The 13,611-nt window shown below is 35.7% G+C and carries 13 protein-coding genes; 12 read left to right on the top strand and 1 reads right to left on the bottom strand.

Going from position 1 to position 13,611, the window contains the following annotated elements:
- The first annotated feature begins 7 nt into the window (after positions 1-7).
- The 4 genes from B7700_RS02490 (at position 8) to B7700_RS02475 (ending at position 5,654) form a co-directional block, all read left to right on the top strand.
- Complete coding sequence (locus B7700_RS02490) at positions 8-649, top strand: hypothetical protein (RefSeq protein WP_084886905.1); 642 nt, start codon at positions 8-10, stop codon at positions 647-649.
- A 478-nt stretch (positions 650-1,127) separates the two neighbouring features.
- Positions 1,128-1,541 carry a hypothetical protein gene (locus B7700_RS11245; protein ID WP_239822546.1) on the top strand — a complete coding sequence of 138 codons (414 nt, stop codon included), beginning with the start codon at positions 1,128-1,130 and terminating at the stop codon, positions 1,539-1,541.
- 128 nt (positions 1,542-1,669) lie between these two features.
- Complete coding sequence (locus B7700_RS02480) at positions 1,670-4,432, top strand: AAA family ATPase (RefSeq protein ID WP_084886902.1); 2,763 nt, start codon at positions 1,670-1,672, stop codon at positions 4,430-4,432.
- Positions 4,433-4,436: 4 nt separating this feature from the next.
- Positions 4,437-5,654 (top strand): hypothetical protein, encoded by a 1,218-nt coding sequence (locus B7700_RS02475; RefSeq protein ID WP_239822545.1) that lies wholly within the window; start codon positions 4,437-4,439, stop codon positions 5,652-5,654.
- A gap of 94 nt (positions 5,655-5,748) precedes the next feature.
- Here B7700_RS02475 and B7700_RS02470 read toward each other — a convergent pair whose 3' ends face one another.
- Entirely contained in the window at positions 5,749-6,657 is a 909-nt protein-coding gene (locus B7700_RS02470; RefSeq protein ID WP_001222592.1) for a LysR family transcriptional regulator, read from the bottom strand.
- 702 nt (positions 6,658-7,359) lie between these two features.
- Here B7700_RS02470 and B7700_RS10875 point away from each other — a divergent pair.
- From B7700_RS10875 to B7700_RS02430, 8 genes are all read left to right on the top strand, one after another.
- Entirely contained in the window at positions 7,360-7,467 is a 108-nt protein-coding gene (locus B7700_RS10875; protein ID WP_004256158.1) for a QVPTGV class sortase B protein-sorting domain-containing protein, read from the top strand.
- Positions 7,468-7,598: 131 nt separating this feature from the next.
- Complete coding sequence (locus B7700_RS02460) at positions 7,599-8,333, top strand: ABC transporter ATP-binding protein (protein WP_084886897.1); 735 nt, start codon at positions 7,599-7,601, stop codon at positions 8,331-8,333.
- A gap of 12 nt (positions 8,334-8,345) precedes the next feature.
- Entirely contained in the window at positions 8,346-10,361 is a 2,016-nt protein-coding gene (locus tag B7700_RS02455; protein WP_084886895.1) for an FtsX-like permease family protein, read from the top strand.
- A 926-nt stretch (positions 10,362-11,287) separates the two neighbouring features.
- Entirely contained in the window at positions 11,288-12,016 is a 729-nt protein-coding gene (locus B7700_RS11235) for a sensor histidine kinase (RefSeq protein ID WP_239682357.1), read from the top strand.
- Positions 11,997-12,593, top strand: a complete 597-nt coding sequence (locus tag B7700_RS02445) for a response regulator transcription factor (protein ID WP_000698194.1) — start codon at positions 11,997-11,999, stop codon at positions 12,591-12,593. Before B7700_RS11235 ends, B7700_RS02445 begins: the two co-directional genes overlap by 20 nt.
- A gap of 47 nt (positions 12,594-12,640) precedes the next feature.
- Positions 12,641-12,910: a YqgQ family protein gene (locus B7700_RS02440; RefSeq protein WP_000051787.1), complete on the top strand. Its 270-nt coding sequence runs from the start codon at positions 12,641-12,643 to the stop codon at positions 12,908-12,910.
- Positions 12,910-13,290 carry a rhodanese-like domain-containing protein gene (locus B7700_RS02435; RefSeq protein WP_000259256.1) on the top strand — a complete coding sequence of 127 codons (381 nt, stop codon included), beginning with the start codon at positions 12,910-12,912 and terminating at the stop codon, positions 13,288-13,290. The genes B7700_RS02440 and B7700_RS02435 overlap by 1 nt, the downstream gene beginning before the upstream one ends.
- A 71-nt stretch (positions 13,291-13,361) precedes the next feature.
- A complete protein-coding gene (locus B7700_RS02430; protein ID WP_084886892.1) occupies positions 13,362-13,589 on the top strand; it encodes a hypothetical protein in 228 nt (75 codons plus the stop codon).
- The last annotated feature ends 22 nt before the right edge of the window (positions 13,590-13,611 follow it).

The following is a 13,611-nucleotide window of genomic DNA, read 5'->3' as shown; positions in this document are numbered from 1 at the left end:
TGAAAAAATGGGATTATTTACAGACTCACTAAAAGTTAGTTCTGGTTTAACACTAGGACATGCAGCAACAAAAATAGGTATCCAAAAAACATTGTCAGCAGCTGAGGAGAGAGCAGCTACAAAGTTTAAAAATTATCAAGCTAGATTTTTTGACCCAATTGTACGTGAAGATTTGTGTCATTTAGAAGTCGATGGTCATTTAAGAGCTAAACACTACCCTTTCCCTGAGAAAGCTAGTGGAATAAATATTTCCGTATTACAAAAGGATGTTCAATATTTAACAAAGGAATTTAATGGTGAGAAACTAGTGAACTTTATTAAAAGACATCCATTATTTACAGCTTTTATCGTCTTGTTATTAAGTGTTCCAATCGGCTTATCAGATATTGGTTCGGTATTAGGATTTTCAGCGTTTGTTTTTGTAGTTAGGTTGATATTTGCACGACCTAAAAAATTTCAAAGATTATTGATAGAAGACGCTAAACAATACTGGAAAATTAGGGAGTATATAAGACATGCTTTAGAAGTGGGAGAATTAACACCACAAGCAAGTTTGAAAAAATTATTAAAAGCTAGATTAGTGCAACGTTTCCCAGATACTATCGAAGAAATTGAAGCACATGCATTTAATTACAGACACGGATTGTAAAAACTAAAAAACCTCAAAAACTAGGGTTGAAAGCTAGTTCTTGAGGTTTTATCACCTATTACAATACTGTAAGAATATTTTCAGAGATTGCTGAGTTTGAGAAATTTAATGTTGCTCATTCACATAATCAGTTTTTTGCAATATTAGGTATTGTGTTCCATATTATTGGGGCAATTATCAATATTCTATTGTATCCGTATGTATTTTCTTACATTTTTAAAGTAGTCTCAAATATTATTCCAAAAGGATTTTTCTTCAGTTTAATGTTTAAGCAAATAGGTGCGGCCTATAGAGAAGAAATGGATAAAGAGGATATTTATTTACATTAGAATCTATTATGATTATCGTGGATATCCTACATCCATTGAACCAGTATATTATAGAGCAATTGATCGTGCCCTTACTGCACTTGGTAATATGTTTGCTATCCAGTTTGGAATTAGGGTTATATGTATTAGTCTTGGGATAGTGGCTTTATTTGCATCATGGTATTTTACCATCTTTTATGGTTGGATTTTTGCTATTAAATATAATCGTCAACATCCTCCAAAAAAAGAGTCAAAATGAACCAGTAAAAATGCCTTCAATGCAAAAAGTAAATTCAGTTCCTGAAGTACAGGGGAGTGAATTAGATTCTGAAGGTATGATATCGAGTGATAATAGAAATCAAGAAATGTCTTCGCAAAAAAGAAAAATGTCTGATGTATTAACTCAAGAAAGGGTAGAAAAGGCTGGAAATATTTTGGAAAAACTGCTATCAATCTTAATTAAAATTAGTATTGGATTTTTCAAAATTTTAGGAAAAGTTGTTTTCTTGACTTTGAAAGTTACTAGGGGAATTTTTAGAGGTATTGAGCATTCTGTGGAAGATTCAATCAGAAGAATGTTTTAGTCAGTGAAACTAAAACTTAAATATTACATAAAACTTTAAAAGAGATTAATAAATGATAAAATCTAAATGAAATGATATTGATAAATCATTTTATTTAGATTTTTCATGGTTTAGAAAGATATTATAAAATGACAACATATAAAGTAGGAACAAGTTTTAGTGCATGGTCTTTTTGGGAAGCTTATTCGAAGGCTAACGATGGGGATATTCTTGCATTTGAAGAAGGTTATATGCTTGAACTACCCGCAGGAAGACACTATAAGATAGAAAAAAGCATCAAAATAGTTGGACAAATTTCTGGGACCGAAGGTGGAGGAACGCTTTATCACAATACTATAGCAGCGACTCTGAGAATTATGAACGGCGTTACAGTTCAGTTTGAAAATATTTGGTTTCAAGTAGATGACCACCGTTTTGCTCTAGTGATAAAGGGTAATTCAACTGTCGTTCTAAATACTGTATACTTTAATGAACAATTAGAAAATAAACAATTTTTCATATTGGTTGAAGGTAAGTCAAAATTATTAATCGAAAATGCAGGAAACCAACTATATAATGGTTCTTACAGTACAACTTCAATTAAAGTTAGTAATTCTACCTTAGAGCTAAAGCGTGCAGAGTTAAATATAAAATTGAATGCAGATAAGGGCTCATCTATTGAAATTGAAGATACAGTGATTGAGAATTGGGTTTCTAATATATTAAATATAAAAGATTCATCAGTGACTTCCATAAATACTCTCTTAAAAGGGGGGAACGCTGAAAAAGCATATCCTGCTGTTTTTTTAAGTCGTTCGACTGCAAAATTACAAAATACAGAAGTCATTCAACCGTTGTATCGAGCTGCTGTCTGTCTAACAAATAGTGCTAGCCTTGAATCAATTGGATCTTCTGTGACATCTATAAAGGCAAATAGTAGTCGAGTCTATATAGAGCAAACAATCCTTAGGGAATCTCTTTTGTTAGAATCAAATTCATTTTGTAGAGTTAGTGATTTTGTTGATATCAAAGGTGAGAACGAGGAGAAAATTGATATTTATTGTGAATCTTCTGTCTTAATAGCAAATACAATAAAATTAAATCGTATTATTACCCCAAATATTCGACTTTCAGAGGGTTCATACCTAATAGCAGATACTATTCTTGAAGAATTTGAAAATACGGATGGTTTAATATGGGATATTTCAGATGATAGCTGTAAAATTTTGAATGAAGAGAGTACAAATTCTGAACCACAAGAGGAAATCAGTGAAACTATCGAACGCAATTATGAGGAAGAACTGTATAGCTTGATTGGTTTGAATAATGTAAAAAAAGAAGTTCAAAAATTATTAAGAACAGTAGAATTCAATCAAAAAAGATTATTAGAAGGTCTTCCAATTCAAGAACAATCTCTACATTCTGTTTTTACAGGAAACCCTGGTACAGGGAAGACAACTGTAGCAAGATTGTTAGGTAGAGTTCTCTTTGACAGAGGTGTTCTCCCCGGAGATGAATTTAAATTTATTGAGGTTTCAGAGTCAGATCTTATTGCAACTCATATTGGTGAGACAGCAGTACAAACGCAAGCAATATTGGAAAAGGCTAAAGGTGGAATTCTTTTTATTGATGAAGCATATACTTTAAATAAAGGAAAATCATCTCAACATAATTTTGGACTAGAGGCTATAAACACGATACTAAAGTATATGGAAGATTACCGCAATGAAATTATGATTATATTTGCGGGGTACACTAAAGAAATGGAACAGTTTTTTGAAACAAATCCTGGATTAAAGTCACGTGTACCAAATACGTTCTTCTTTGAGGACTATTCTGGTGATGAAATTGTTGAAATGGGATTGAAAAATCTTCAGAAATCTGCATATCAACTTGAAGACGAATCTTATTATGCTATGAGGGTTAAGCAGGCCTATAGTCGCTCGTTAGATCATAGTAATGGACGATGGATTCGTAATTTTAATGAACACTTAATGAGAGCTTTAGCCAATCGTGTTGTTGAGACTCAGGTTGATGACTATGTGACAATTATCAATGAAGATATAGATGATGTTCTTCTTCAAGGCACACAACAACCAGAAGAAAATCAAAAAGATGCTTTGGAACAACTACAAAACTTGATAGGAATAGAGAAAGTTAAAAAACAGGTTGAACAATTTATTTCATTAGCAGAGTTGAATAAGAAGAGAGAAGAACAAGGTGCTTCTGTGAGCGAGTTCTCACTACATTCGCTATTCTTGGGAAATCCAGGGACTGGTAAAACTACTGTAGCTCGTATTGTAGGAAAAATTCTGTATCAAAAGGGGATTATTCCTCAAAATAAATTCATAGAGGTATCTCGTAGTGATTTAGTAGCTGGGTATGTAGGGCAAACGGCTATCAAGACGCAGGAAGTATTGAAATCTGCTTTAGGAGGAGTTTTGTTTATTGATGAAGCATACACGCTATCAAATTCTAATGAAGATCGATTTGGTAAAGAAGCAATTGATGAGATTCTTAAATTCATGGAAGATCACAGAAGAGATATTGTCATCATCTTTGCTGGATATACAAAGGAAATGGAAGAATTTCTTTCAGTAAATTCAGGTCTACCAAGTCGAATTCCAAACACTTTTGATTTTGAAGATTATACAGCGGATGAAATCATTCAAATTGGTTTATTAGGATTAAACAACCAAGGATACTTAATTGATGTTGATTATTATTCTAAAACAATTGAATATTTATATAATAAAATCAATGATTGCAGTAATGGGCGCTGGATTAGAAATATCAATGAAAAAATCATTAAGAATTTATCAATTAGAGTATCACGTGATAACGTGACTGATTTATCGACAATAGATAAAGTCGATATTGAGAGAATGTTGCTAGAATATGAGAGTTTATAAAAAGATGGAAAATCGTTTGAAATTATTAAACAAACTACTGGTGGTGGTTTGTTCTACATTAGGCTTATTTTCATTAGTGAATTCAGTCCAAGCCGATAGTACTGACTACAACCAACTATTGCCACAGATTACTGAGAAGTGGGAGAGCAAACATCTATTTGAAAATAATGCTAATAGACTTGGTTACGCTTTGATGGATATTGATAAAAATGGGACGGAGGAGTTATTAATCGGACTGAAAAATAGGGAAAAATGGGAATTATTTGAAGTATATTATATGAATGATAATACTCCAACTCCCTTATTTGATAGATTTTGGGATACAAGTCTCAGAATGGGGACAGTTATTGATACCTACACAGATGGCAGTATTATAGTGTTCGAAAGTTCTCCAGGGATTATGTCATATAGATTGTTCCAACTTTCTAAAGAAAATAAGGAGCCAACGTTAATTAAAAAAGGTGAATTTAGAGCAGGAGAAGGTGATCTGGATGACTTAAACCTTGATTCTAAAACAAAAATAGACACCTCAACGATTGAATATACTTCTCTAAATCTCCCAATCATAGGAGATAATATGGATCCGAATCCTCCCATGCCAAAGTCTCTTATGGATGCTAAAATTGGAGATGAAATTCCTTTGCCATTAGAATTAGTAGGTACTTGGATTAATAAAGAGCCAAATAATGGTACTAAGCCTGGTAGAGCTTCATCACTTATTTTAGGAGAGGATGGAAGCTACACTGGAACCTTTAAAGATGGAGATATCAGAGGAAAAGTATCTCGCCTTAAAAAAGTAAGTGAGAACGGATTTATTGTTTTAAAAGATGATCAGGAGGAGCAAGAGTTTGCTTTTAGTGTTGGTTTAGGTGGAGGTCTGCCTCCTGGTGAGCGAATTGATTTAGGAATGGTATTGGAGGGACGGACTTTATTTTCTGTATCATGGCGAGTCAAAGAAGGAGCAGAAGACTACTCCAAACCGACTAAACAAGTAGCATTTGTTAATCCAACTTATGGTCCTAAGAAAATCGAGGAAAAAGCAGAGCAAGAAGTAGCGAAACAAGGTGATACAGTAGCAGAATCAACTCAAGATAGTAGTGAGGAGATAAAATCAGAACAAAAACAATTCGGAAACATTCCAGTGTTTGGCATTGTTGCAGGAGCTGGACTTGTCCTTGTTGTAATTCTGTCTATATTTTTGTTTAAAAATAAGACTCGGTGAAATCCTCTGGATTTACTATTAGAGAAAAAACCTCAAGAACTAGGGTTGAAAACTAGTTTTTGAGGTTTTTAGGTTATTCGATTTAGAGTGATTCTCAACTATCAAACTGGACTTCTTCTAGGAGATAGTCGATAAAGCGTTCGCCCATCTTAGAGAGGCTGGTTTTTTCATGCTGAATATAGACCAGCTCAATGGGATCGTCAATGTCCAGTGGGATAGAAACGATATTGTCTCCGTTAAGATTACTGTTCAAAATCCCTGTCGCAATGGTATAACCATCCAAACCAATCAAGAGATTAAAGAGGGTGGCACGGTCACTAACCACGATGGATTTCTTGTGGTGCTCTTGAGAAAGAATTTCTTCTGAAAAGTAGAAGGAATTGTGCGTCCCCTGGTCATAGCTGAGATAAGGGAAGTTTTCCAAATCAGACAGTTTCACCTTGTCTTTCTTTGCCAGAGGATTGGTCTTGCTGACAAAGATATGGGGCTGGGCGGTAAAAAGATGGTGAGCCAGCAGGTGGTTGTCATCCAGCATTTTGGTCAATACGTCACGGTTGTAGCTGTTTAGGAAGAGGACACCAACCTCACTGCGGAAGTTCTTGACGTCGTCGATAATTTCCCAAGTCCGAGTTTCACGAAGGAAGAGCTCGTATTTCTCCATATCGCTTTTCTTGAGCAAAGAGACAAAGGCATTGACTACAAAGGCATAGTGTTGAGACGAAACGCTAAAGAGTTCGCGGTGGGCGACAGGATTTTTATAGCGTTCCTCCAGAAGTTGGGTCTGCTCGACAACCTGACGGGCATAAGAGAGGAACTCCATCCCATCACGTGTCAAGGTGATACCCTTTGGATTGCGGATAAAGATTTCAATGCCCATTTCATTTTCCAAATCTCTCACAGCGTTGGAAAGACTAGGCTGGGTGATAAAGAGCTGCTTGGCTGCCTCATTCATGGAGCCAGTTTCGACTATTTTGATAATATAATGTAATTGTTGAATTCTCATGTTTTTATTGTACCATACTTGCGACAGAATCGCCAAAGAAGATAGGAAAATCAGGGGGAGAGTGTGGGTCTCTGTAAAGTAGTTAAGAAGAAACTTCTAAATCATTTAGTAAATAAGATTAAAAATTTTCCTCGAAAATAAGAAACTTGCACGATTTACTCATTACTTATCCAATACTAGAGTTTATACTAGTTACTGTAAAGATGATCATCTAAAAGAAGGAAGCAACCTTATGGCTAAAAATACAAGTCGTCCAGAGATTGATTCTCTAAGTTTCGAGGTTGAAAACCAAGAACTTTTCGGGAAATTACAAGCTAGTGGTACACAGCTTTTAAAATGACACTATCAGGCCGCTGTGGATTGTGTTTCACCTGTTTCTATGAGTGTACGACAAATAATGTTCGTTGTTAGATAAAACAAAAGGAGAATTCTAGTGTTTTATTACAAAACATTGACAACATTTTGATTTGGTGTTATATTTACGGGAGAAATACAAATAAAACAAGGTAACTTTGAGATTGATTCTTTGGATTATGCAATTAATAGCCAAGAATTGGATGGTAAATCTGCTACTGGGTGGCGTACGGCTGTTAGATTAACAGCATAGGGGCGCTGTGGTTGGTGATTTACATATTCTTATGAATGTATTTCGCCAAACGTGCGCTGTGTATAAAACTCTCTATTTTTTGACAGGAGGATAAAATGGAAGGAATTATTGGAACACTAGAATTCTATGCACCTGTACTGGTCTTAGGAGTTGTTGTCATAGGGATTGTTTACTTTATGAAAAAAAGAAACGATCGCAAATAATCAACATCGACCGATACCTGAAAAAGGCATCGGTTTTTTTATTACTTGAATATATTGCACAAAATACTCATGCCAAACATTGAAAGGAACCGTATAATAAGAGAGTAATAAAGAAACGGAGGAATGAAATGATGAAACAGCTTATTGTAACAGGATTAACGAAAATATTTGGTCAAGGGGATAATATCGTTCATGCTTTATTAGATGTGAACTTGTCCGTTGAAAAAGGTGACTTTCTGGCAATTATGGGTGCCAGTGGTAGTGGAAAAACAACACTCCTCAACTGTATTTCAACGATTGATAAACCAACGTCAGGTGAGATTCGATTTGAAGATTTTGACATCATCCATGCCAAGGAAAATGAACTAGCTGACTATCGTGCCAAAAACATTTCCTATATTTTCCAAGCCTACAACTTGGTGGAAACCTTGACGGTCTATGAAAATATTGTTCTACCTCTTCAAATTCAGGGGAAAAATATCAAAAAACATCAGGATAAGATTGAGGAAATTTTGGATAAGTTGGCCATCCAAAACTTAAAAGATAAGTTTCCTAATCAGTTATCAGGTGGTCAGCGACAACGCGTGGCAACTGCTAGAGCCTTGATTGATGATTCTAAACTGATTATTGCAGATGAGCCGACAGGAGCCTTGGACTCTGCCAATTCTGAAAAACTGATGGCGCTTTTGCAGGAAATCAATAAAAGTTTTGGTATTACCATTTTACTGGTTACGCATGACCCTGCCGCAGCCAAGTATTCCTCACGGATGGTGCTACTTAGCGATGGAAAGATTATGGATGATTTGGAACGTAACAGCTTATCTAATGAACAGTATTTGCAAGAGATTTACAGCCGTACCAGATAGGAGGAGGAGAGTATGTATCCAAAATTGATTTTACGAAATGTATTTCGAAATTTACAGACCTATACCATCTATTTTTTCAGTCTGACCTTGATTTATAGCTTGCTCTACGCTTTTAATGCTTTACCAAGCCATCCAGTGATGCAAAGTTTATCAGGAGCAAAGGAAATGTTGACGACGGTGATGAGTCAGTACATGGGCTTGCTTTCCTATCTGATTCTATCAGCGATTGCCTTTCTCATCGTTTACGCCACAAATTTTGTGCTGGGACGGCGTAAGAAAGAGCTGGGACTCTATGCAACGCTGGGAATGAAGAAGAAGCAGATTATCCGTACCCTGTTCTTTGAAACCATGCTGGTCAATATCTTTTCCTTGATTCTAGGTTTCTTGCTTGGATTGATCTTACTGGTCATTCTAGCTAAGATTGCATCTGAGTTTTTCATGGCCAATTACTTTGGTAATCTGGTTTTCTTTGATAGCAAGTCTGTCATCTTACTAGTTTATTCCTATTTGGTAACTAGTTTTATTGTTGGTGTCATGGACATTCTTACCTTTAGAAAGCAAAATATCATTGCACTCATTCAAGAAAATGGGGTCAAGAAATCTGTCTTGGCAAAAGGCAAGCCAGTTCTTCAAGCACTTCTCTTTATTCTTTCGACAGCTGTTATCGGTTTTGGTGCTCTCTATTTTTCAGACTATCACCATCTATCACTCTTGAAAAGTTGGGGTATCTTGCTGGTATCTGTCTTCGTGATTTTTGTGATTTTGTTTTACAATACTTTAAGCCATTTTGTCTTGATTTCCCTTAGAAAACTGCCTCAAACTTACTATAACAAACTAAACACTTTTAAAATCCGTCAATTTTCAAAACAAGCTGATAGTAATTCGGTCACGTTGGCTGTCTTATCCTTGACCTTGACACTGGCTCTCAGCTTACTCGTTTTTAGTGGTAGTGCCTATACGACTATGAACCGAGAGCTGAACAAATACTCACCTTATGATGTAACTGTCAATCTCTACCGTGGTAAAGAGTTTCAATTTTCTCAGGAATCTGTCAAAGACAGATTGAAAGCCGATGGCTTTGACTTTAACCTCATCAAAGAGGAGTACAGCTGCCCTATCTATTCTAGTGATTTAACTTATAAAGATTTGATTGATACTAGCAATCTCTGGGATCATGATAAGAAACTTCCTGAATCAAAAGTACCGATTTTAGGAATTTCTGCCTACAATCATCTCCGCAAACTGCAAGGGAAAAAAGCGGTTGACTTGTCAGAAGACCAATTTCTAGTCAATGCCAATTATAAAGGAACTGCCAAGCAGATCCAGGACTTTCTATCAACGACCAAAACCTTCATGATTAACGGTCGTTCTCTCAACCTTGCCTCTTCAAAGCCACTTGAAACAGTTTACTTTTTATCTTCAGTAACTACAAATGACTCAGGAACCTTGATTGTACCAGATAAGGTAGTAGTTGGATTGACGGAAGACCACACGACCTATGTTGCCAATTTCAAGGAAAATATAGACAAACGGGAAGTAGAAACATTCTTGAGTCAGTGGATTGAAAAATACTACTTCACTCGTGATGGAGAAGAGTTGAATTCGTTCGTCTATCAAACGAAAGGAAGAATTTTTGAGATTTATCTTGGATTTATGGGCGTCATTGTCTTTGTCATGATTTTTGTCAGTGTTATTTTTATCATTATTTCCCTCAGTATCTTGTCCCTTCAAACTTCTACAAGCGCTTTGGATAGTGTCAATGATTATCAAATCTTATACCTTCTTGGGAACAAGAGAAAGCAAAATCGCTTTATTCTTTTGCAACAGATTCTAAGTTATTTCTTGGTTCCGCTGGTCATCGCAGGTCCGCTAGCATTTGCCTTGAGTACCGCTCTTTTGGGCTATTTTGAGAATTTCGCTAATACCAGCATTTCTATAGATATCACCTATCTGGGAGTAGCGGTCTTACTCTTTGTCCTTTACCTGCTAGTGACTTACAGAGTAAGTTGGGAAATTATTGAAAATTAAGTCAAATACCAGAGTTGCCTATCCGACAATTCTGGTATTGTGTTATAATGATATTAAAGTAGTTCAGGAAGTGGATACATATGAAACAGTTTGTCAAATCGCTCTCGAAAAACTCACTTTTATTGTGGTGGTTGACGATTTTTAATCATCTAGCTTTAATGATTTATATTTATTATAGGATTCCTCTGGACTTTTCGACAGATTTTTCCTTGCAGATGGTTTTATTGCTGATTATTGCTTTAATTGCATTTAGTTATATTTGTAATATTGTGACCTTTCGGTACAGTGAGTTGAAACTTTGGTTGCTTCTGATGATGTTTCTTATTAGCTGGCAATCCATATTTAATCAAGGAGTTGCGAGCACCCTGTTGCACTTCTTTGATATTCTTCATCCGCTCAACTCTTTTTTATTGGTGTATAGTTCTCTGTCTATTATCTTTCTGGGTGAGAAAATAGGAGAAGAACTGTTGAGTGTGTCCTTTGTGTTGACACTAATCACCATTAGTTCGTATCTGTTAAGTCCTTCAATTTTTCTATTTCTGTCCTTGTTTGCGTCTTTCTTTTTAAACCTTGTTCCCTTGATTTTACTGATTTTATATCATAAAGAGTTGAAAAGTAGACTCAAGTATCAGAGACGAAATTTGTGGATATTAGCTTTAATATTGCCTCTTTCTTATTTCTTTTTGTATATCAATACGAGGGGCGCAGGAGTGATGAACCTAGTCTGGTATCTTGAGATTATTGGAATACTTGCTTTTTTGCATCTCAAAACAATTATTAACTCTCTTCAGAAAAAGGTAGTAGAGTTGAAGTTGTCCTATATAAAAGCTTTTTCACGCTTGTTTTTACTGATTATGTTTTTGTTAGTAGGCATTTTCATCATCTTTCATTTAGACTTAAACACGAGCTTTTTGGTATTGAATATCATGTTACTATTGTTCGGGATTTGTTCGGAAGAATTGATTCGCCTTTTTCGTTCTGCTGAAATGCTAGATGCTAGGGATTATGTAAAAGTTCTCTTTTTAAAGCGTAACCGTATGGTGAAAAGTCTGCTGGCAAATGAAGACACAGAACAACAGTTCTCCGAATTTCTTCACAATGAAATCCTGCAAAATGTGATGGCGATAAAAAATTTTAATAAATATAGTAGCAATCAAGCTTTTGGTGAACAGATCAATCTGGTGACAGAGGAGTTGGTTCAGCGGATTCGTGAGCGGATGGATTATTATCAGCCAATGGTAGAAACAGACGAGCAGTTAGACATACAGTATCAAGGGCTGATTAATCGGATTGTCAAGCGCTATCACGCAGAAAATGAAGTCGTCACACAGTTTCCTGCCCACTTTAGGCTTTTATCTCCTTACGATAAAATTGCCTATCGTCTGGTTGAGGAGTTGGCGACCAATGCCGTTAAGTACGCTAGTGGTGGAACGATTTCTTTGAAGATTGATGTACATGATGACACTATTTTTATCATTTCTGAAAATGACTGCCTTCAAACAGAAAAATCCTTAGGTTATGGCTTGAAAAATATGTCTAATAAAATTAGTGTTTTAGGTGGTCAAATGCAGATTTTTGAAAATAATAAGAGATTTCGTGTAGAAATTACTCTCCCGATTGATAAGGAGTTGTGTTATGAAAATTTTGTTAATTGATGATCATAAATTATTTAGCCAAAGTATCAAGATGATTTTAGAGTTATCGGAAAACATTAAAAAGGTCCAGTTAGTAGATAATTTTTCGACTATTTCGGAGATTGCTTTTAATGACTACGACATTATTTTGATTGATATCAACCTGACGAGTCTGTATCAAGCTGATGGGCTGACCTTGGCACAAGAGATTATCGACAATGGTTGTTCTAGTAAGGTTGTGATTTTGACAGGTTACAGCAAAAAGATGTATGAACACCGAGCTAAAGCTATGGGGGCTTATGGATTTCTAGATAAAAGTATGGATCCAGATGAGTTGGTGAAAAAACTGGAAAAGATTTATCTAGGAGGTAAGATCTTTTCAGATGAAGTGATGGTAGAGGTGCTAACACCACGAGAAATCGAGATACTAGAACTGGTTAGAAATGGCTTGACTATTGATGATGTCTGTGACAAGGTCTATGTGAGTAAACGTACAGTTTCCAATCACCTGGCCAATATCTTTTCAAAATTAGGAGTGGCTAACAGGCAGGAGGCGATTCACATCGCTGAGCAGTTGGGTTATTTTCCACCAGATTAAAAAGTTGCAGAAGATGCAGCTTTTTTAAATTCTGTGATACTTCTTGTGTGAGTCTCTTCTTGAAAAAAACACAAAATTTTGCTAGAATGAGTCTTATGAAAACATTCTATGATGTGCAGCAATTCCTCAAACGATTTGGTATTATTGTTTACATGGGAAAACGCTTATATGATATTGAACTGATGAAGTTGGAACTCTCTCGGATTTACGATGCAGGGTTGATGGACAAATTAGACTATCTAGAGGCAGAAGCGGTTCTACGCAGAGAGCACAAGGTAGAATTGGATTATATTGAGAAAAATGGAGAAAAGAACTAATGGTTACTTGGATTTTGTGGGCACTTATACTGGCAATGTTGGCATGGATGGGCTTTAACTATCTTCGTATTCGCCGTGCGGCTAAAATTGTAGACAATGAGGAGTTTGAAGCCTTGATTCGTACGGGTCAATTGATTGATTTGCGTGATCCAGCAGAATTCCACAGAAAACATATTCTTGGGGCTCGCAATATTCCTTCAAGTCAGTTGAAAACTAGTCTTGCAGCCCTTCGTAAAGACAAACCTGTCCTTCTTTACGAAAACCAACGTGCGCAACGTGTGACAAATGCAGCCCTTTACTTGAAAAAACAAGGTTTTTCTGAGATTTATATCCTTTCTTATGGTTTGGATTCTTGGAAAGGGAAAGTGAAGACTAGTTAATATTCTGTAAAAAGTTGATATAGTCGGTCTCATATACTAAATTAATAATCATTTTAAGGAGTTTTTAAAAAATGCAAGAAAAGAAAAAACACTCTCTTGTTTTAGGTATCCTATCTATTGTGCTCGGTTTGCTATTTCCAATTGTAGGTATTGTTTTGGGTATCGTAGGATTGGTCTTGGCTATTTCATACCAAAAAGAATCTGGACTAGACTATAAAACAGAAAAAATTCTCAACATTGTAGGACTTGTGGTTTCTGTACTTAACTGGATTGTAGCCGTCGCAGTATTTTTTAGATAAGCAATAAACAAAAAGCTTTAAA

Source organism: Streptococcus mitis, assembly GCF_002096755.1.
Lineage (GTDB): Bacteria > Bacillota > Bacilli > Lactobacillales > Streptococcaceae > Streptococcus > Streptococcus mitis_AC.
This window is presented reverse-complemented; position numbering and strand designations above follow the sequence as displayed.

Coding starts and splice junctions, on each gene's coding strand:
- B7700_RS02490 (WP_084886905.1), top strand. CDS start 8: ATGGGATTATTTACAGACTCACTAAAAGTTAGTTCTGGTTTAACACTA.
- B7700_RS02430 (WP_084886892.1), top strand. CDS start 13,362: ATGCAAGAAAAGAAAAAACACTCTCTTGTTTTAGGTATCCTATCTATT.
- B7700_RS02455 (WP_084886895.1), top strand. CDS start 8,346: ATGTATCCAAAATTGATTTTACGAAATGTATTTCGAAATTTACAGACC.
- B7700_RS02480 (WP_084886902.1), top strand. CDS start 1,670: ATGACAACATATAAAGTAGGAACAAGTTTTAGTGCATGGTCTTTTTGG.
- B7700_RS11235 (WP_239682357.1), top strand. CDS start 11,288: ATGTTACTATTGTTCGGGATTTGTTCGGAAGAATTGATTCGCCTTTTT.
- B7700_RS02460 (WP_084886897.1), top strand. CDS start 7,599: ATGAAACAGCTTATTGTAACAGGATTAACGAAAATATTTGGTCAAGGG.
- B7700_RS10875 (WP_004256158.1), top strand. CDS start 7,360: ATGGAAGGAATTATTGGAACACTAGAATTCTATGCACCTGTACTGGTC.
- B7700_RS02475 (WP_239822545.1), top strand. CDS start 4,437: ATGGAAAATCGTTTGAAATTATTAAACAAACTACTGGTGGTGGTTTGT.
- B7700_RS02470 (WP_001222592.1), bottom strand. CDS start 6,657: ATGAGAATTCAACAATTACATTATATTATCAAAATAGTCGAAACTGGC.
- B7700_RS02435 (WP_000259256.1), top strand. CDS start 12,910: ATGGTTACTTGGATTTTGTGGGCACTTATACTGGCAATGTTGGCATGG.
- B7700_RS02445 (WP_000698194.1), top strand. CDS start 11,997: ATGAAAATTTTGTTAATTGATGATCATAAATTATTTAGCCAAAGTATC.